17 protein-coding genes are annotated in these 20,660 nt (G+C 36.3%); 5 read left to right on the forward strand and 12 right to left on the reverse strand.

The window, feature by feature from the left end:
• Positions 1-22 precede the first annotated feature (22 nt).
• Together IEV17_RS03380 and IEV17_RS03385 are read right to left on the reverse strand one after the other, a co-directional pair.
• Positions 23-1,117 (reverse strand): fatty acid desaturase family protein, encoded by a 1,095-nt coding sequence (locus IEV17_RS03380; RefSeq protein ID WP_004663230.1) that lies wholly within the window; start codon positions 1,115-1,117, stop codon positions 23-25.
• Between the two features lie 14 nt (positions 1,118-1,131).
• Positions 1,132-2,199: a ferredoxin reductase gene (locus IEV17_RS03385; RefSeq protein WP_004663231.1), complete on the reverse strand. Its 1,068-nt coding sequence runs from the start codon at positions 2,197-2,199 to the stop codon at positions 1,132-1,134.
• Between the two features lie 138 nt (positions 2,200-2,337).
• Here IEV17_RS03385 and fabR point away from each other — a divergent pair, with 138 nt between their 5' ends.
• The 3 genes from fabR to dps all read left to right on the forward strand — a co-directional run bounded on the left by fabR (position 2,338) and on the right by dps (position 4,839).
• The gene (gene fabR / locus IEV17_RS03390; protein WP_004663232.1) at positions 2,338-3,036 is read left to right on the forward strand and encodes an HTH-type transcriptional repressor FabR; all 699 of its coding nucleotides are present in this window, start codon (positions 2,338-2,340) and stop codon (positions 3,034-3,036) included.
• A gap of 85 nt (positions 3,037-3,121) precedes the next feature.
• Positions 3,122-4,138: an AI-2E family transporter gene (locus IEV17_RS03395; RefSeq protein WP_004663233.1), complete on the forward strand. Its 1,017-nt coding sequence runs from the start codon at positions 3,122-3,124 to the stop codon at positions 4,136-4,138.
• A gap of 206 nt (positions 4,139-4,344) precedes the next feature.
• Entirely contained in the window at positions 4,345-4,839 is a 495-nt protein-coding gene (dps, locus tag IEV17_RS03400) for a DNA starvation/stationary phase protection protein Dps (protein WP_004663234.1), read from the forward strand.
• A 62-nt stretch (positions 4,840-4,901) separates the two neighbouring features.
• On the opposite strand, the gene rapA is transcribed toward dps, so the two are convergent.
• Both rapA and IEV17_RS03410 read right to left on the reverse strand, forming a co-directional pair.
• Positions 4,902-7,730, reverse strand: coding sequence for an RNA polymerase-associated protein RapA (rapA, locus tag IEV17_RS03405; RefSeq protein WP_004663236.1), 2,829 nt, complete (start codon positions 7,728-7,730; stop codon positions 4,902-4,904).
• A gap of 187 nt (positions 7,731-7,917) precedes the next feature.
• The gene (locus tag IEV17_RS03410; protein WP_171062419.1) at positions 7,918-8,562 is read right to left on the reverse strand and encodes an RluA family pseudouridine synthase; all 645 of its coding nucleotides are present in this window, start codon (positions 8,560-8,562) and stop codon (positions 7,918-7,920) included.
• 368 nt (positions 8,563-8,930) lie between these two features.
• Between IEV17_RS03410 and IEV17_RS03415 the strand changes: the two genes are divergently transcribed.
• Entirely contained in the window at positions 8,931-9,272 is a 342-nt protein-coding gene (locus tag IEV17_RS03415; protein ID WP_004663241.1) for a DUF5713 family protein, read from the forward strand.
• Positions 9,273-9,315: 43 nt separating this feature from the next.
• Here IEV17_RS03415 and hemL read toward each other — a convergent pair whose 3' ends face one another.
• Positions 9,316-10,617 (reverse strand): glutamate-1-semialdehyde 2,1-aminomutase, encoded by a 1,302-nt coding sequence (hemL, locus tag IEV17_RS03420; protein ID WP_004663242.1) that lies wholly within the window; start codon positions 10,615-10,617, stop codon positions 9,316-9,318.
• Between the two features lie 51 nt (positions 10,618-10,668).
• Positions 10,669-11,280, reverse strand: coding sequence for a thiamine phosphate synthase (thiE, locus tag IEV17_RS03425; RefSeq protein ID WP_004663243.1), 612 nt, complete (start codon positions 11,278-11,280; stop codon positions 10,669-10,671).
• A 257-nt stretch (positions 11,281-11,537) separates the two neighbouring features.
• On the opposite strand from thiE, the gene IEV17_RS03430 reads away from it, so the two are divergent.
• The gene (locus IEV17_RS03430; protein WP_004663245.1) at positions 11,538-12,665 is read left to right on the forward strand and encodes a helix-turn-helix transcriptional regulator; all 1,128 of its coding nucleotides are present in this window, start codon (positions 11,538-11,540) and stop codon (positions 12,663-12,665) included.
• A gap of 18 nt (positions 12,666-12,683) precedes the next feature.
• On the opposite strand, the gene IEV17_RS03435 is transcribed toward IEV17_RS03430, so the two are convergent.
• From IEV17_RS03435 to IEV17_RS03460, 6 genes are all read right to left on the reverse strand, one after another.
• The gene (locus IEV17_RS03435) at positions 12,684-13,691 is read right to left on the reverse strand and encodes a S1 family serine peptidase (RefSeq protein ID WP_155757119.1); all 1,008 of its coding nucleotides are present in this window, start codon (positions 13,689-13,691) and stop codon (positions 12,684-12,686) included.
• A gap of 29 nt (positions 13,692-13,720) precedes the next feature.
• Positions 13,721-15,052: a patatin-like phospholipase family protein gene (locus IEV17_RS03440; RefSeq protein WP_004663249.1), complete on the reverse strand. Its 1,332-nt coding sequence runs from the start codon at positions 15,050-15,052 to the stop codon at positions 13,721-13,723.
• Between the two features lie 38 nt (positions 15,053-15,090).
• Positions 15,091-15,693 (reverse strand): LOG family protein, encoded by a 603-nt coding sequence (locus IEV17_RS03445; protein ID WP_004663250.1) that lies wholly within the window; start codon positions 15,691-15,693, stop codon positions 15,091-15,093.
• Positions 15,694-15,944: 251 nt separating this feature from the next.
• On the reverse strand, positions 15,945-16,412 hold the full coding sequence (locus IEV17_RS03450; RefSeq protein ID WP_034601588.1) for a DUF4231 domain-containing protein: 468 nt from the start codon (positions 16,410-16,412) through the stop codon (positions 15,945-15,947).
• 83 nt (positions 16,413-16,495) lie between these two features.
• Positions 16,496-18,787, reverse strand: coding sequence for a hypothetical protein (locus IEV17_RS03455; protein ID WP_004663252.1), 2,292 nt, complete (start codon positions 18,785-18,787; stop codon positions 16,496-16,498).
• A gap of 217 nt (positions 18,788-19,004) precedes the next feature.
• Complete coding sequence (locus tag IEV17_RS03460; RefSeq protein WP_004663253.1) at positions 19,005-20,618, reverse strand: carboxypeptidase regulatory-like domain-containing protein; 1,614 nt, start codon at positions 20,616-20,618, stop codon at positions 19,005-19,007.
• Positions 20,619-20,660 lie beyond the last annotated feature (42 nt).

Below are 20,660 nucleotides of genomic sequence, written 5' to 3' on the forward strand. Positions count from 1 at the left end.
GCTCTTCTGCTTAAGTTATTTTTTACTTTTTAAAAGGAAGCGCATATTTAAAAATACGCCCGACCACTTCACCGAATTGTTTTACAAAGCTAGCATTATTGTAATTTAAACCATATTTCTCACATACAGCTTCCACTTTAGGTGCAATTTGACGATAGCGGCGAGCGGGAATATCTGGGTATAAGTGATGTTCAATTTGATGGCTCAAATGTCCTGTCAAAATATGAAATGCTTCTGAACCTGTTAAATTAGAAGAACCACGAATTTGACGCATGTACCAATGACCGCGACTTTCATTCTGTAAAACAGTTTTTGGGAAGACCTCAGCATCTTTAGTAAAATGACCACAAAAAATAATACTAAAAGTCCAAATATTACGAATCCCATTAGCAACTAAATTTCCAGTAAAAACTGGGATCGCTGAAGGTCCTGCAATCAATGGGAAAAATACATAATCTTTAAAAAGTTGCTTCGCTATTTTTTTCTGCGCTGGTTGCCATTCTCGTTTAAATTGCGCCATTGATTTACGCTTATAAATCACTTTGCCGAGTTCAAGATTTTGAATTGCGACTCCCCATTGGAATAGTAAGCTGAATGGCACAATATAAATCGGTTGAATTAAAGTAAACTTTGTCCAACGTTGTTCTGGAAATAAGCGAAATACACCATAACCCACATCATCATCCATACCTTTCACATTGGTATAAGTATGATGTTTGTAGTTATGTGTTTGACGCCAATTATCTGAGGTTCCAACGGTATCCCATTCGTAAGTCTGACCATTAAATTTTGGATCATTCATCCAGTCATATTGTCCATGCATCACATTATGACCTAACTCCATGTTTTCCATAATTTTGGCAAAACCCAATAACCCCGTTCCTAATAACCATGCTGGTGGAAACCATCCTGCAAACAACAAAGCTCGTCCGAGTAAGCTGCTATAACGGATTGACGAATAAACACGACGAATATACTTCGCATCTTTTTCGCCTAAGTCATCCAATACTTCTTGCTTGATCTGATCTAATTCTCGAGCAAAAGCATCTAATTCTGAAGCAGTTAAATCACGATTTTTAGGATTTTTAAAATATTCAATTTTAACAGGCATATTCATAATTAATTTCTCATTTATAGATCAATCACTAGATCAGACTGAGCGGAATTTACACAAATTTTTAATAGTTGAGTTGGTTCATGATTCGCTGAACCATTCAACAAATTCTTCGTTGAGCCTTGTGCTTTAGTGCAGGCGCATTTATTACAAATGCCCATACGACAACCATGATTAGGTTTAATCCCTTGATGTTCCAAACTAGAAAGAATGGATTGCCCTTTAGGTATCGCAACCGTTTTGTTGGATTGAGTCAATCTCACATTTATAAAACCAGTTTCCGAAGCATCCACATCAAATTGGCTTAAACTAAAAGCTTCGGTTTGAAGCAAAGCAGCACAAGAAAATAATTTTTCTGCTGTACTCACAAAACCCGATGGACCACAGGCATATACAGTGGTTTCATTTAAAACTGAAATTTGATCAACATAACTTTGGTTCAAACGTTGATCTTGCGCTTGGGTATAAAAGATTTGATAACTGAAATGGGGAAAGTTTTCCGCTGTTTCTTTTAAATATTCAGCATAGGCTGCATCGGCCTGAGTTTTCACCCAATACATCAACTGTACAGATGTCGTCAAAAACTGCTTGGTTTGACTCAAGCTTTCGATCAGGCTCAGCATCGGGGTAATGCCGCTACCTGCTGCAAGTAATAACAAGTTAGGAGTTTGAATATGCTGCTGCATATCGCCATAAGGTTGCCCTAAATAGACAATATCCCCTACTTTAGATTGCTCAACCAACCATGAACTCACCAAACCTTGATCAACTTTTTTGACGGTTAAACAGAGATGATCTGCATCTAATTGCATCAAGCTATACGTGCGTTCGTAATGACGCCCTGCAATTTCAACAGTGACAGGATGATGTTGTCCTGCTGCACCACGCTGTACATGACGATTGCATTGCAAAATAAGACTCACCGTATCTTTAGCTACCGTTTGTTTTTTTACAACTTTGGCGAGTGATTGATTCAAAGACCACAGTGGATTGATTTTTTGTAGCCAAAAATTGGCATCATGGTTCGTAATTACGCTTTGGGCTATTGAATTGAATAGAGAAATTCTCTTTTCGACTGCTTGCATGAGCGGGAACTCTGATCATTTTTTAATTATTATACATATGTATATATATTTGTATATATATTCGTATAAGAATTTACATTTCCCAAGTAGTCAGACAATCGCTATAATCCCGAGTAGCTTACTTATATTTTGAAAATAATGGTTCAGTCTTCTACTTTTTTACCGCTCGGTCATGACACACTAAATGAACAAGATGTCATTGCTATGAAATCTCCTGTACGTTCGGTTGGTAGAAAAGCAACCATTACCAAAGAAGAACTTTTTCAGGCGACACTGAATTTAATTGGTCCACAAAAAAGTATTGCATCTTTGAGCTTACGTGAAGTAGCGCGTGAAGCAGGCATTGCACCAAATAGTTTTTATCGACATTTTAAAGATATTGATGAACTGGCTATCGCTCTGATCGATCGTGCAGGTTTGGTATTACGTAAAATCATTCGCGAAGCGCGTTTGCAGGCATCTATGCAGCAAAGCATTATTCGAAGTTCAGTTGAAGTTTTCATTCAACAGTTAGATGCCGATGAAGGTTATCTCAGCTTGTTATTACGCGAAGGTTATACAGGCTCAACCTCATATAAACTTGCTGTAGACCGTCAGCTGAATTTCTTTCAGCAAGAATTACAAGAAGACCTGATTCGCCTAGAACAAATGAATAATAGTAAAATCAGTCATGCTGACATTGCGGCTAAAGCGATTACCCAATTGGTATTCAATATGGGCGCAAAAGTGATTGATTTACCTGCTGAACAACGAACTGACGTTGCAGAGCAAACCATGGTAATGATTCGTATGATTTTAGAAGGCGCTCGTCATTTCGATAAAATGGAAATTGATTAAGCAATTTCATCAGCATAGACTATCGTCATTAAGTATATATCTTTGTCATTTATCATAACTACAAGCAAATTTAGGCATACAGATCATGACCCTTCTCAATGACCGTCAAAGTATCATCGCCAGTTTTATTCTGATGTTTTTATTTTTAATGATGGTCATTCCCCTGCATTTGTTGCCTAGTTTTTTTGCAGGTTTCTTGATTTTCGAAATTATTAACAGTCTAAGCTCAATTGTTGAAAAACATATTGATGGACAACGTGCGCGTATCTTTATCAGTATTATTCTTGGAATTTTGACCACATTTTTGATTGGCTTTTTTATTACCAGTTTAATTAGCTTTGTGATCTATGATTTAAAAGGAACAGGTCTTAACTCGTTTAACTTTAAGATTGATCAAACCCTCATTAAATTCCAAGCTGAAATGAGTCAATATGTCCCTGGTTATCTTCCTCATAGTGTTGCAGATATCAAGAATCAGATCTTGTCCTTCATCAAAAATAATATTTCGATTGTTAAAAATACAGGTACCGATATTCTGCATAACTTAGCTACCATGCTGATCGGTTTAATTGTAGGTATCTTGGTTTCTATTCAGAACTTTAAGCAGCATGCACCACAACCAGTCTTTAAAGCTGCTATTTTACATCGTATTCAGAAGCTTTCGATTTCATTCAAAAATGTTGTCTTTGCTCAAGTAAAAATCTCTTTAATTAATACAGCACTATTCATCATTTTTGTTTTTATCGTTTTGCCTCTATTCCATATCCATTTACCTTTTGCTAAAACACTGACTATTCTGACCTTCATTTTTGGTCTTTTACCTATTATTGGTAACTTGATTTCAAATACTTTAATTATTATGGCTGGCTTAACCATTTCACTCTCAGTAGCAGCCATCGCTTTAGCATATTTAGTCATTATTCATAAACTTGAATATTTCGTAAATGCAAAAATTATTGGTACAAAAATTAATGCGAGTGCATGGGAAGTACTCTTGGCTATGCTAATCTTTGAATCGATTTTTGGCTTGAGTGGCTTAATCGTTGCACCGATTTTTTATGCTTACATTAAATTAGAATGCAAAGATGCTGGTTTGATCTGAATTATATTCGGGCTATTCAGATTCATTAGATCAATCTATCTATCATTGCGACTGATTTAGCAAAGTAATAAAAAGAAAAATGATGATAAGGAAAATTACAAAAGCCTTGCGAATTAAAACATTCATTCAGGCATTCTGCGCTTAAGCTAGAACAAAATGGTTTTTATTCACGATGTTTCATCACATTATAATTGAATGAGGTAACTATGAATTCTTCAGCAGCGGCTTTGAAAGTATATACACGTAATAATTTAGATGATTCTATCAAAGAAGCCACCGTTAAAATTTTAAATCAAATTCTTGCAAATCTTATTGATCTATCATTGCTTACCAAACAAGCGCACTGGAATATGCGGGGTAGTAATTTTATTGCGGTACATGAAATGTTAGATATGTTCCGTACTTCATTGATTACCCATTTAGATAATGTCGCAGAGCGTGCGGTACAGATCGGTGGAACAGCGCTCGGAACAACCCAAACGGTTTCGGAGACCTCACATCTCAAGCCTTACCCTGTTGCAATCCATGCAGTGCAAGATCACTTAAAAGAGCTGGCTGATCGTTATGGTGTCGTTGCAAATCATCTTCGAGATACAATCGAGCAAATTAAAGATCCAATCTCTGAAGATATTATCCATGCAGCACTCGAAGATCTGGATCAATATTTATGGTTCTTAGAGGCTAATATCGATCAAAACTAAGTATATTCACGACATAAAAAAGAGGACATGATTTGTCCTCTTTTTTATTACATCAGTCGTAATTATGGTTTAACTACAACTAAGACTTGAATCGCTTCTGGAGTCACAGAAAGACCATCTAATAAACCTAGACCCTCTTTCTGGAACTTTTGTAAACGCTCAATTTCATCTTGACGAATACTTGGGTTAAATTGCTTAAGATAAGTTAAACGATCAATTTCATATTGCCATTTACTGCCATAATGCTCTTTAGCTTGTTGCATCAATTCAGGCAAAGAGGTTTTGGCAATATCTAAAGCTTGTGCGTAACGCTCTTCAATTACATCACGGCGTGCTTTTACAACTTGACGGCAGCTATTGCCATCGAGATGATGCAAATATGGGCGCAAAATACTTGGATCGATCTTGGCAGATAAATCTTGGCCTGTTTCACTCAGTAATACGCGAATCAATTGCTTCGGCAAACTTGACGGTAAGTTCAACCCTTTTGGTGCAACTACATCGACCTTAAACCAAACTTCGAGTAAGACCGAACCTTGTTTTAACGCATTCGATTTGAGTAATGCAACGTTAGTGCTACCAAATGATTGTGTGCGGATCATTTCCATAACACTTTCAATAAATGGGTGTTCCAAGGTCAAATATTGTGCATCTTCACGGATCTGAGCCTGATCACGATAGAAAGTTGCTGTCATGCCTTCTTCGTCCAAGGTAATTCCTTGGACTTGCATTTGATCCGTTGGTTTGATGATCACAGTACCGTTGCTTTGCTCATCAAAGTCAATATTGGTCGATGACATGAAACGCTTCACGAACATTGGCAAAGTCGTGTTGTCATCATAGTCTTCAAGTGCTTGTACAATGCCCTGTGCAACGACTGGGCGACAAGAGTTATACTCAAGCAAACGATCACGACCAGCTTGTAACTCAGCTTCCAAAGCTTGTCGTTGTACATTCACTTCTTCAAGTAAATCCTCAAACGTCTGACCTTGATCTGCCAATAAACAGTCTTTCAATTCAACAATAAAGTTCTCTTGCAGCGTTTGCGCCGTTGGAGAAATATTGCTGAAAATATTCAATGCTTCATTATACCAACGGAACATGCGCTCTTGCGCTGTACCGATCAAATATGGCACGTGAATTTGAATGCGATTTTCCTGACCAATACGATCTAGACGACCAATACGTTGTTCAAGTACGTCAGGGTTTGCAGGTAAATCAAATAAGATCAAGTCACTGGCAAACTGGAAGTTACGACCTTCAGAACCAATTTCCGAACAGAGAAGAATCTGAGCGCCATAACTGTCTTCGGCAAAGTATGCTGCCGCTTGGTCACGCTCTAATAAGCTCATGCCCTCATGGAACATTGCTGTACGAATACCTGCATGTAAACGCAATACATTTTCAAGCGCTTCAACTACTGGTCCACTACGTGCAATCAACAACACTTTTTTATGTTTTAAATCTTTGCGTAGAACTTCCATCAACCATGGCACACGAGGATCATTTTCCATCCAAGCACCATCGAGTTGACCTTCTTCTGGCCACATTTGCTCACGCATTTTGCCATCAAATGACCAATCTTCTGGTGCTGGCAAAGGTGCTGGCTGGCAATCACGACCTGGGAAACCTTGGATCGCTTCACGTGTATTACGGAATAAAATACGACCTGTACCGTGACGGTCTAGCAACTCGTGAATTGCACGCATACGCTGTTCAGGCTGATCATCAATACGATGACCCAATAAGCCATCCAGAGCAGCAAGATGTTCTTCAGTCAGTGCTTCATCTGACATTAAGACTTCAGCAACTTTAGCTGTTTGCTGATATTGTTCTTCTTCGTCAAGGAAACGATCTAAGCTACTAAAACGTTGCGGATCAAGTAAACGTAAACGTGCAAAATGACTTTCAACACCTAATTGTTCAGGCGTTGCAGTGAGAAGTAAGACACCCGCTGTTTGTTCAGCCAACTCTTCGACAAGATCATAACGATCATTACCGCCTTCTTCTTCACTCCACATTAAATGGTGTGCTTCATCGACAACCAGTAAATCAAAACCTGCCTCAACCGCTTGCTCACGCAAATCATCATGGTCAACCATCAAATCGACACTCGCAATAATGCATTGCTCAGTCAGGAATGGGTTGAGATCAGGATCATGTTCTTTGATCGAAGCAGTACGGGTTAAATCGAATAGAGAAAATTGTAAATTGAAACGACGACGCATCTCAATCATCCACTGATATTGCAGCGAATCGGGCACTAAAATCAGGATACGCTCTGAACGCCCTGTTTTCAGTTGTTGATGGATAATCAAACCCGCTTCAATGGTTTTACCAAGACCGACTTCATCTGCTAACAATACGCGTGGCGCAAAACGTTTACCCACTTCGTGTGCGATATAAAGTTGGTGAGGAATTAAACCAACACGTGCACCTAAAAAACCACGTAAAGGGCTAGTATGCATCTGCGCTTGTAATAACATCGCTTCAATACGAAGGTCATACCATTCTTTATAATCAATTTGGCTCGCTAACAAACGCTCTAAAGGTTTTGATAGCTGAATTTGCGCACCGATACGAGTTTCGTTCAATGACTTACGTTCTTGTTCGCCATTTTCGAGGCTACGAACGACATCGTAACGAAGCACGCCATGACGGTCTTCAACCGATTCAACAATCCACTTAACACCTTCTTGATCTTGCACTTCATCTTTGACATTAAAGATGATGCGAGATAAAGGCGCATTGTTTCGTGCATATACACGAGTTTCATCACTTTTAGGGAATAAAATACTGATAGAACGCTCATCTACATCAATAAGAACACCTAGACCGAGTTCAGTTTCTGTATCTGATAACCAACGTTGACCAATAGCAAACGGCTGCAATTTATTCCACCTTTTCTCATGTTAGCCCACATATTGTATGCCTTAAACTGACGAAAGTTTAAGCTACTTTATGTAGTTTTAAATTTGGTATTTACGTGAAATTCAGCCACGCAAATAACCCTAATATTTTGACATAAAGCTGACTGAAATAGCGCGCTTTACATCTCTTTAGATCAAAAAAATACGATTAAAATGGTACAGAACAATCAAAACTCAGTTGAGTGCCTGTTTTAGGATGAGTGAAGCTGAGTTGTGTTGCATGAAGACACAAACGTGCATAAAGCTGTTGCTGTTCAGGAGTTGCATATAAGGTATCTCCTAGTATTGGATGACCTAGATATTGCATATGCACACGAAGTTGGTGTGAACGGCCTGTAATCGGAATCAATTTAACTCGAGTTACCGCTTGTCCTTGAATTTCTAAATGCTCAATGGCTTGCCATTCTGTTAATGCAGGTTTGTGATATGAAGCATCAACAATATGCAGCGGTGGACGACTTGGATCATAAATCACAGGAATATCGACTGTGCCCTGACCTTCTAAATGTCCAGCAATCAAAGCTTGATAAATTTTTGAAGTTTGTCGATCTTGAAATTGACGTGAAATACTGCTTTGTCCAAATTTAGATAAACCAAAGACTAGAATACCTGAAGTGTCACGATCTAAACGATGAATGAGTAGAGTTTTGGGTTCTAATTTTAATAAACGATTGATCAAACAGTCTTGTAAATCGGGTGTTTTCCCTGGCACTGTTAGAAGCCCAGCAGGTTTATGGATCACCATAAAATCTTCATCACGATGAATCAAATGTTCACTTAGAAAATTACTCAAGCGTACCTTCCAACGACTGGATGAAAACAAGCGGGCAATCATAAAAAGCTTGGAGAGAAATTACAATCAAATTTTAGCTAACTCGGTTATTTTTTAGCATGACTCACATTTAAGTCCCAAATAATACTGATCGTTTTCTCTAAATGGTGTATGCCACCATGAACTCAATAGTTTTAAATAAAGTTTTTTAAATTTGATTTGATATCAATATCGAAATTACAAAAAATAAAGTAACTTAAACCAGCATTGACCTGTCAGCATTGCACAAGACACTGCGAGTATAAGATTGAGCTTAGCGATTTAATTTTACTATCTCGCTATTTTTATATAGAAAATATCAAATCACCTTAAAATATTGAGAGAAAAATATGCAACTTCAAAATGAGAAAATGGCAAATTATGCTTTCTTAACAGATATGTATGACGATTCATATTTCCCTGATGATTTGGTGAAAAAAGGTGAAAATATTCTCATCGCACTTTGTCAAAAAATTGAGCTAACACAGCCCAAAACTTTGGCAGAACTCTATGTTTTGACTCATGCAACAACTGACCAATTTAACGAGTTGCAAGAAGAGTTTTGGGAAAAAGAAAGTGAAATCGAAACGGCAGCACGAGAGGCAATTGCGCATGATTTTGATGTGATTGCCGGCGCTTATGGGTTTGCTGATGCAGATATAGAAGAGCTTATAGCAACACGAGATTGGTAATTTTTGTAAAGCAAGCACACTCAGTATGCTTGCTTTTTATATCTTAGCCCTTCATCTCTGCAAAAGTTTCTTTTGCTGCCTGAATGGTCTCTGCAATATCTTGATCTGAATGCATAGATGAAATAAATCCAGCTTCAAATGCCGAGGGAGCTAAATACACACCACGCTTTAACATGCCATGGAAGAATTTCTTAAATGCTTCAACATCACAAGCTAACATCGAATCAAAGCTAGTAATGTCTTCTTGATCGGTAAAATACAAACCAAACATGCCACCCACTTGTTGCGTTTTAAATGGAATGCCTGCTTCATCTGCCGCAACCTGTAAACCTGCAAGTAATTTTGCGAGCTGTACCGAAAGCTTGTCATAAAATTCAGGTTCACGTAGATGTTTAAACATCGCGATACCGGCACGCATTGCCAATGGATTACCCGACAATGTGCCTGCTTGGTAAACACCACCTAAAGGTGCGATGCATTGCATGATTTCACGTTTACCACCAAAAGCACCAACAGGTAAGCCCGCACCAATAATTTTTCCTAAAGTCGTTAAATCTGGTTTTACGTTATAAACAGATTGTGCACCACCTAAAGCAACACGGAAACCCGTCATCACTTCATCAATAATGAATACCGATTTGTACTCATCGCAAACATCACGAATCGCTTGTAAGAAGCCATCGATTGGCGTCACCAAGTTCATATTTCCCGCCACAGGCTCAATGATGACCCCTGCAATTTCATGACCAAACTTACTAAAGCATTCTTTTAAAGCTTCAATATTGTTATATGGCAACGTTAAGGTATGTTTTGCAAAATCAGCAGGTACACCTTTTGAAGTTGGCTCACCTTCACCTAAAGTGAGTAAACCTGATCCTGCTTTCACCAATAACGAATCTGAATGGCCATGGTAACAGCCTTCAAATTTTACGATTTTGTCACGTCCAGTATAACCACGCGCCAAACGAATCGCGGTCATAGTCGCTTCAGTTCCTGAACTGGTCATTCGTACCAATTCAATTGAAGGCATAATCTCGCAAATAGTGTCTGCCAAAGTGGTTTCATATACCGTTGGTGCACCAAAACTTAGGCCATCTTCTGCTGCGGTTTGTACCGCTTGGATAATATCGGGATGCGCGTGACCTAAAATCATTGGTCCCCATGAACCAACATAATCCACATAACGCTTCCCATCGACATCCCACAAGTATGCACCTTTTGCCTTTTCGATAAAGACAGGCGTACCACCAACACCGTTAAATGCACGTACAGGTGAATTGACACCACCTGGAATATGTTTATTTGCTTGTCTAAATAACTGTTCTTGCTTTGGAGATAAACTCATAAAAGACTCAACCTAGAATCGAAGAATAAAATGTCGAAACGATGCAAAAAATTATGCAAATAACTTTGCCCATGCATTTACACGAGCAGGAATTTCGGCTGTTGACCGCCCTAATATATCACTAATTACTGCACAAAGGCTTGCTCCTGCCTCGATGACCACTTGGGAATTTTGAACGGTCAAACCACCAATGGCACATATTGGTACTTCAAACTTCTGCTTTGCTTGTTGAATGACTGCAATTCCAACATTACCTGCTTCAGGTTTAGTTGAAGTGGCATAGACTGCACCAAATGCAACATAAGTTGCACCTTCGGCAATTGCCTTTTCAGCCAGTTCTAAGGAGTTTAAGCAAGTTCGCCCAATAATCACCCCCTGTGGTAGACGTGCAGCCGCATCAATAATTTCGCCATCAGACTGCCCAAGATGCACACCTAAACCAAATTGTTCTGCCAAAGCTAAATCATCATTAATTACAAATGGAACTTGGTATTTTTCACAAAGTACTTTGATTTGTTGAACTTCGGATGGCTGAGCTACTATTGCCACTTTTTTACGGCGGTATTGTAAAATAGCAATATTACCCGTCGCCAAAGCCACATCTAATTTTTCTAATAATAATTGGAGGGGATCATCATTGGTAATCAGATAAAGACCGCGCATAAATCACTCAGTTAAAATAATTTTCAAGGAATACTGTAGAGAATATTCGCATCAGAAGCTATCAGATTGTAAATCATTCTACATATTTCTACGTTTATAAAGATGACATATCCTTAAATTAGATTAAAATTCAATCGCTTTTGCATTTCATCGGATATTTATTTAAATAAATCACATTTTTTATTTTTACTAATTCTCGTGCTCAAGAAGCTTCTATAAAATAGCTAAAATCGTATGATTTATTATCGTGGTTTTAGATGGATCTAACCAAACAAAATGCGGTTATGGAAATCTTGGAAAAAGTTCAGGATATTGATGATTGGGTCATGTTTTTGGAATATATGAATCATGCCTTTAATATACAATTATCTCAACTTCTAGCAGTTGATCTCCAAGTCCAAGCCTTGTCTTTTAGCATACATCATGGTCTTAGTATTGATGCAGACTATCTTAATCAAGTGGCTTTGACCAATGTACGCTTAGAGATTGATGATGACCCACGTTTAAAAAAATCGATCTCTGCACCATTTCAGGGCTGGATGCATGATTCACAACATTTTACAGAACAAGAAATTAACCAAACACAAGTCTATCAACAAGTTTTACAACCACTGAATATACAGTTTGGTTCTGCAATTCAACTGATTTATGATCAAAAAATTTGTGTAATCTTGGCACTTCTAACCAGCCCTCAACGAGGTGCTTTGAGCAATTCAGAGTTACAACCTATTTATAACATGTTGCCGATATTGCAACAAAAGATTCAGCAGCATCGTCATCATTTTGAATATTCAACACGTACCTTATTAGGCTCTCAGCTGATCCAAAAAATTAAACAACCAATTGCAATCATCAATTTGAATGGAACTATTTTAGAATTAAATGATGAGGTCAAACAATTATGCGAAAATAACCCACACTTTCATCTACAACAAAGTCGATTTGTATTTGATGAACAGCACAAAATTCAATTTAACCAGCATCTATTCGAGTTAGAAAAGAATTATAATCATTATCAAACCCTGAGTTATACGCAACGGACTAAAACAATAGTTCTTAGTCATGATTTATTTTTAACCTTAGATTTACTCATTCCAGAAAAAGCACATAAGATTTTTGGTTTACGTCCTGTCGTATTAGCGACCTTTTCTTGTTTGAAACACAAGGCCAAATATCAAAGAGAGCTATACACACAAATTTTCCTGTTTACGCCTGTAGAAAATAAAATCTGCGAACAGTTGTTAGATTCCAAAACATTAAAAGAAATTGCAAGTTTATTAGACATCCAAGTCGATACGATTAGAAAGCATTTACAGGCTATTTTCAAAAAAACCCGAACCCATCGGCAAAGTGAACTGGTACAATTATTGATGAAGTTTTTATAATCATCTTTAGAAACGATATTATTTATACTGAATCGACCACCAACGTATAACACTCAATCCTAATAACATTAAAAGCACAAAAATACTTACGCTACCACCACTCGTACTACTAGATATCGCGTTTTGTTCAGAAGCGGTTTCTGGATGAATATATCGATTAATCCAACTATTATAATTTGCTACCCGTGTATATACACCAGGATAACCAGACTTTGCGCACCCCACACCCCAACTTGCGATTCCTAATAAATAGGGCCTATTAAAATCATTTTCGATTGTTAAACCAGCCCCACTATCGCCTAAACAAGTATCTCTAGGTTGATACTGTACAGGTGATTCAGCACAAAGCATATTCTCAGTAATTTGTTTTACTTGATATAAGGATGAAGAAGATAGGCAATGTGTTAGTTTTAATGTCGTATATCTTAAAGTTGTTGGGTAAAGTTGAGGATTTCGGATCATTTTCCCTGAATATTGCTGGCAGATTCCAGACTGGCTATTTTCACAATCCTCTAATACACCCCACCCTGCAACTTTTACAAGAGTAGTAATCGGTGCATTTTGCTTTTCTATAACGGGATTGATCAAATCGATTGTTTGGCAGTTTATACCACATTTTATAAAATCAACTGCACGTTCCAACTCTAATAAAGCAAGGTCATTGTCATAAATACGATTATTATATTGTTCATGAATATAAGACTGTTTAACTTTTATGATTTGAGCTTGTTGATTGTCCTGTAAATTGTTTGTACCAACTAAAACATAATAATCTTTGTTTAACTTTTTCAGTTGCTCAGCGCAATGGGCTGCTGTCACTACCCAACGGTCTGCAATTAGGCTACCAGAGCAGACATAAGATTGATAAGCATCCAAAGGATTAGTGACCAATGCTACTTGCCACGGCATTTGTGCTTCGGATGCTGTATCACCATTAATAATACGAGGTTGAGGACTTATATTTGCCCATATGTTTTGTATAAAAATACAGAACAAAGCACTTAGCATAATAAAATATTTTTTCACAAAAAAAAACCATAGTTATAATCAATAATTTACAACATTTTCTCTCTGGTTTTTTTATAATCCATCCAGTCAAATGACTGCAAATGAATATTAGGATTGCCAGTTACAATAAATTCATAAGCAGCCTGAACCCCCAATTTAAATAATGCCAATTTCTTATCATGATTCATATTAAACTCTAGCCAACTAAAACGATATACTTTATTACCCTCTAAATCGACATATGCGATCAACTGTCTATAATCTTGATTTTGAAAAATAAAATTATAGTCTGCCGTTTGTCTTGCGGTATCAAATACAAGACCAGCAAAATCTATTAAATTTTTATATTTACTTGGGCTCTGACGATCAATTCCTAATTTTATACCAAATGTAGGACATAAAGGAATAGCATCACGCTTATGAAATACATCAATCGGAAAGTTTGAGACTATTCCACCATCTACTAGTGTAGCTTCATCAGGAATTGTCCCTTCATAGCCAACAGAATCTTTCCATAATTGATCTTGACCTTTAGGAGGATAGACTTTAACTGGTTCAAAAAATACAGGAATTGACATAGATGCTCGAACATATTTTGCGGGATGTAAAGACATATGATTTTGCCAATATAATTCTGCCATTTCAGGTAAGGTAACTTTGCTTGTCGTTGTGATATCAGCAGTAATTAAAGCTAACTTATGCTTTGAAAAATCCTTAGCTAAACGCTCTAAATCATACTCTCTGTTAAATATCTTTCCAGTTTTAGGATCAATATAATCTCTTTTTGCACTCTTTCTAATTTTCAATAAACTTGAGGAATTTTCTAAATTTTTTGATAATTTTTCTGTCGTATTTATCGGAATATTTTCCTCCAACCATTTCTCAAATGGTCGACCTGTATTAAAACTTACTTCTCCATTAGAGATTTTTGCATATAATTTTTTTAATGCAATTAATGTATTAAAAGAAAAAAAAGAGGGTTTCTTTCCTTCAATCCAATTAAATAATATCTTTTTGAATGCTGGTTCAGCATCAATGAAATCCTCCATAGGCATATCTGCAAGCAACTTAATCATTTGATCACTTTTAATTTCATTAGCTTTGCCTAGTGTTGCTAAAAACATCGCATTAATAGCTCCTGCCGAAGTTCCTGCAATATTAAGAAATCGAATGCCTGCTTGTTCCATTGCATAAGTATAACCTACTAAAGCAATACCTAATACGCCTCCACCCTCTAAAACAATATCTACATATTGATTCCCCTGATCATCTTCAAGATCAGAAATCGGTTCTTTTCCAATCTTTTCTTTAATTTTCTGTATCATATTGTTTATTTCTACATCTTTCTTAATACTTAATACTAAATCTTGATCAGCCATAATCTTACACCTTTTATAGTTTATATTTTATTACTAGCTTATTTTTCAATTAGCTTTAACACACCACTCTCTCTAATATCATTTTCATCAACTAAACAATAAATAAAATTCTTTAATTTATATTGTTTAATTTTTTCATAACCAAATGATCTAAATGAATCCCATTGAGATGAAAGTATAGTTTGGCATCCTTCAGAGCTCGTCGTATTTACTCCCCCTTTATGAATATTAATACCAAATTTACCTGTATGTGGATAATCTTTTGCTTTACCATCCCGTATTACGGTTACATCATCAGCTTGTATAAAAGCTGGATAAGTTTTACTTTTACCATGATGTATTCCCGCCTTATACCACCACTTTCCTGTTTGCAACATTGCCATACCTTTTTTCTCATCAAACCCTTGCCCTTTCTTATAACTACTTGGGTCTGTATTACCATTATAGGAAATGAATGAAGTAGGTGTTATCCAAAAAAAAGCATCATCATAAATCCCGCGATCATTATTTCCTTTGACTCCCATTGTATCTAAATAATAACCTCGAACCCCCAGCAAAATTAGAGGTTTTTTTTCTAGAGAAATACCTTTCCATTCTAATATTTTTAAAGCATTTTCACGACTAAGCTGTGGAGTTGACATAGTTATTTCCTTTTCATTAATTATCATTTAAAAAAATTTTAACTAGAATTCATTTTAAGTATTTTACATTAACCTCATTTTTTCTTATTTGTATAATACTCATACTACAGGATTTATTTTTCAATATTTTTTTAATTTAGACGATAAGTGGTTAAAATTTATAACTTAATTTTAAATGTAAATATATTTTAAAATATTTTTCAACTTTACTTCACAATAATAAGATTAAAAAATTTAAAGACTGACTACTCTTATTGTTTAATATTTCCAAAGCCTGGCCATCCTTTTTCTAGTTCTTTCATCTTTTCACTATATTCAAGGCTTAAAGCAACAGCATCACACGTTTCATCATCTCTGAGTTTTCGATAGTATCCTTGAAGTAACTTGTTTCTATTTTCAAACCATCGAGATCGTTCATCAAATCGAAAAGTGCTACTTATGGTTAAAGCTGCACCCGATAAAGCAGAGAAAACTGCTGCATAGGTAGCAAAATTAGGATTATCGCCACTTTTAGCTGCTAAAATAGATGCGGCAAAACTTGCTACAATCGAAACAAAATAAACAATATGGGCACAAGTTAAATTCATTTTTGCCCACCAAGCCGATTTTTCAATTTCTTCTTGTAGATCTTTTTCTAAATCATCTTTCATATGAACCTCTGCTCTATTTTTATTAAAATTAAGTATTTTTAAAGGTTTCAAATAAGGATGATGATTCATCCTTATTTATACTTCTATTAAGCTCCAATTTTATAATAACTTTAAATATCTTATGTCACCCATAATAAAATCAGAATTTACATTCACAGTCCAGCAGATGGATCATAAACTCCTGAACCAGAACCAGATGCGACATTCCAATTATATATTTGATTATCATAATTAGTTTGAAAACCAGCCCTTATTGCATAACATGATATACTCATACTACCTTCAGAAGATAAACCTAATGTTCCTATTGGGCTAGGTAATGTTAAATATCCTTTCTCTTGATCTATCTTAGAAAAGAAAGTCCATTCTCCTGAACCAGAAGCACTAGGCTGATCAGGAGTATTAATTATATAATCACAGTGAGTCTCAGCCCAAATATTACGAATATATTTAATAGCTTCACAATTTTCCTCACACTGATATTTTATTTTAATTTGAAAAGCTGCTGCTCCTGACCATCTATTTTCTGGAATTACCTGTCCAGTAAATTTTGGTACTATGGGTTGCTCTTTTTCAACCTTAACCCTTACCCCAATTAAACTACCATCTGTTAAATTTTTTCCTGTTATATTTGTTTCCCCTACTTTAAGTCCTTTAATTACAATTTGTGTTCCAGCATATTTTTTAGGATCAAACATAAAAGTAGAAACATTGGCAACCGCCTCATCCCCACTCGACCATTCTGTTAATCCATTATATTGAATAGTTCGCCCTTTCTGATCAGTTAAAGGTAAAGTTACCGTTTCACCCTCTTTAATGGTAATTTCACTTTCTTTAAAACGAGGATAAACAATCTCTATTGGAAAATCATTTTTCTTATCTGTGGTCGGGTCTAAAGCTCTAAGTTGTACAACTCCCTGTTTTAATGCTGTCAGTTTTGTATTATCAGCATTAATACTTAATTTTTGAATGTCATCTGTTTGAAATTTTAAACTATTCGGTAATAACGTTTCTTTATCATTTTTATCATAAGCTTTTAAAATAATTGGAATTTCTGCCCCTGCGGTTGCAACTATAGCTCCTTCTGGTTGAAGTTTAAATTTAACAGCACAATTTGAAATTTTTCCATTTTGTCCCATACAGACCGTATAAGTCTCTTTTGTTTCCCATTCTTTATTTATAATGTAAAGACGTTCTGCAACACTAGCATATTTATAAGTATTCTCTAGAGCCTTATAAGCTTGATAAACATAAAATAATTTTGGAGCAATAGCCGTAGCAATTTTTTCTATATTTTTACCTAAACTTGGCGCACAACTCGCACTTATTTTATAGGCTTTCATTGCATTAGAAAGCTGAACTTTATCAATTTTTAAACTATCAATAAAACCACTCGCACCTCCTTTTGCCAATTGTTCTATATTCAACCCAGTCATGACTGCCTTGGTAACCTCCGCAGCACATTTTTCTCCATCTGTTTCTGCCAATACTTTTAACTCAATTGCAATTAAATCTGCTAATGCTGAGGACATATTTGTGATACGAGTTTCATTCGTCTGCTCTACCGTTAAAGAAAATGTTTTACCATTATCATCAGGAATAATCACATCCTGAGAACCAAAATAATCTGTCGCTAATCCTATAATTCCCCAATCACTTACTCCTGTTGCAATACGGTTGCCCAGTGAAGCCATAGGTATTTTTATCTTGCCATTTGGTAAAATATTACCTTGATAATCCTTTGCCGTTGCGTCCCATGCTAAAGGTATACTGTTTACTAGACGCTTTGATTCATTGATTGTAATACTACCTAGTGCTTTTTCATTTTTAATCAAACTGAATGGATAAGGCGATTCTACAGCAGGGTCTATAGGTAAAGCTCTTGCCATAGCAGTTTTAGGTACAGTATCAAGACGGTCATATACTTGATTCGCCACATTTAGGGACTGTTTTAGAATCGTCATGTCATTAGAAACAATTTGCCCTGCATTAAAAGCCTGTTTTACGCTATTGAGCAATTCAGGAAATCCTGCACTCTCTTTAATATAGGTTTCTAATTGCTCATCACTCACATCTTTGGGATGATGCAGTAATAAGTACACTAAACCAAGTGCCGTAGAATTTTCATCCAACATCGTCGGCATATTACTTTTAGCAAAACCTAACATCACAATCTGCCCATCTTTATTTAATGCCATAGCAACAGATGGAGTGTTTACTGTGGGAATATTTCCACCAATGACTGTACTTCCAAGTGGTGTAACAATTTCATTGATTAATGACTTTGTTGTTATTGGAATTTGATTAGCTAAATCGACTTTACTTGTAGTTAGTTTTTCAGGAGTTTCGATTCCTTTACTCTGATTAGATGTTTTATTATCTCCGCCACCACACCCAGCCAACAATAAGCTTCCCACCAAAATACTCAATAATGAATACTTCATCGCAATCCCCTTACCCAAAACACTTTTCTTTAGTCTTCAAGAAAAGTTCCGTGCTGTCTATTCCATAAATGAAGAATGGATTTTTTAATATTTTTATGATTAATCGAGTGAGTTACTTGATTTTTCTTCTAATAGAATAAAAAGCCGCACTGGGGATGCGGCAAAAGATGAAAATAAAAACTATGTCATGATAAAACAATGATTTAACTAAATATAATTATTTAGAACAATATTTAATTGCAGATGACGTGCTATTCGGCTCAGTTGCTAACCATTGCTTAGTTGGAATTACCGTTATGTCACAATTATCAGCAACTTTTATTTTAAAAGCACTCCAATACATACTCTCACCGGAACCTGTAGTCGGTGTGAAAATCTGAGTTCCTTGTGGAGAATTTAATTCAACTTTAATTGGTGAACCGAATATTCCAGGATTTGATGTCTCAGAATAGTTGTGAACAAAATAATGATATTCGCCAACCATTAACTTGTTTAAAGTGATAATTTCTGGTCCGTAGCTATCTGTATCATCGACATCTAAATTCATAAATGGATGCTGTAATAATGCACCTTCATCTTCATAAGAAATATGACTTCCATCAGGTGCAATCATATGTGAATCGATGTCTTCAGGATTTTTCCCCCAAGATAATCGTACTGTTACATTTTGGCTTGGCTCAGTTAAAACCAAACATTCATTTAATGTTGTATTTGCAGAGACTACACTACGCTCAATAGTATTACTTCGCAAACTATTTGCTTGCCCATTAATAAGTACAGTTGAGTTTTGTCTAGCTGCAATTGTAAACTCACCATTAGAATTGGTTCTTGCTGTACTATAACCAGAATAGTTTTTACCTTCTAACAAGATTTGAGCATTTGAGACCCGCTGACCATTTGAATCAGCTAAACAACCTGCAACGTTTGTTGTTTGATAAGGGACATCTGCATTCACAGTATTAAGTGTGCTTGAACTTCCTGCATAAAAACGATTGCCATTACTATCTTGTTGTAACGTCAGAACTCGATTGCCATCTTGCAACCAATAACCACGCTGTGGGTCAAAATAATAAAGTGGAATAGTGGTAGGAGCGATCCCTCTTGTCATCAATGGAATACGAATATCAGCAAGTTGATTACTAATTAATTCAACTTTTGCACCTGAACTATCTTTTAAATCAACAACCATCGCACCAAAACTTTCAAGTGGGGATCGTATATTATTTACTTGTGTTGCCAAATCACCTGGCATATTACGAATGTCTTGTGCTGTATTAATTAAAGCAAAACTTACATTTACACTGCCTTGAATCGGCTGCCCATCTGTACGTTTTAAGCTATTCGGTGCAATTACAACCTGAGCTGTACTACCCATTAACGTCACTGTACCACCTACAGTTGCGGTAACTGCCCCCCCTAATCTCAATGGGATAATTTGAACAACTACTCCTGAGAGTGCTTGTTTATCCATCAAATCAACTGTAATAAACTGATCAGCAAAGCCTGCTTTACTAATTTTTAAAGTTGATTTACCAACAGCAACCTTTGGAAATTGTGCTTTACCCTCAACATCAGTATTTGTTGATAATGTCGTATTCACCACGCTGACTTGTGCTGCACTGATTTGCGCTCCTGTACTACTATCAAAAACTTGTAAAGCAACACTGGCAGAAGGAGTAGGTGTTGGTGTTGGTGTTGGTGTTGGTGTTGGTGTTGGTGTTGGTGTTGGTGTTGGTGTTGGTGTTGGTGTTGGATCATCATCACTCCCACTGCCAACACAACCAGTTAATAATAAACTTCCCATCAAAACACTTATAATTGAATAATTCATTGTATTTCCTTTATATTCGTTCGTATGAAATAATGACCTTCT

Source organism: Acinetobacter modestus (assembly GCF_014636095.1).
Classification (GTDB): Bacteria; Pseudomonadota; Gammaproteobacteria; order Pseudomonadales; family Moraxellaceae; genus Acinetobacter; species Acinetobacter modestus.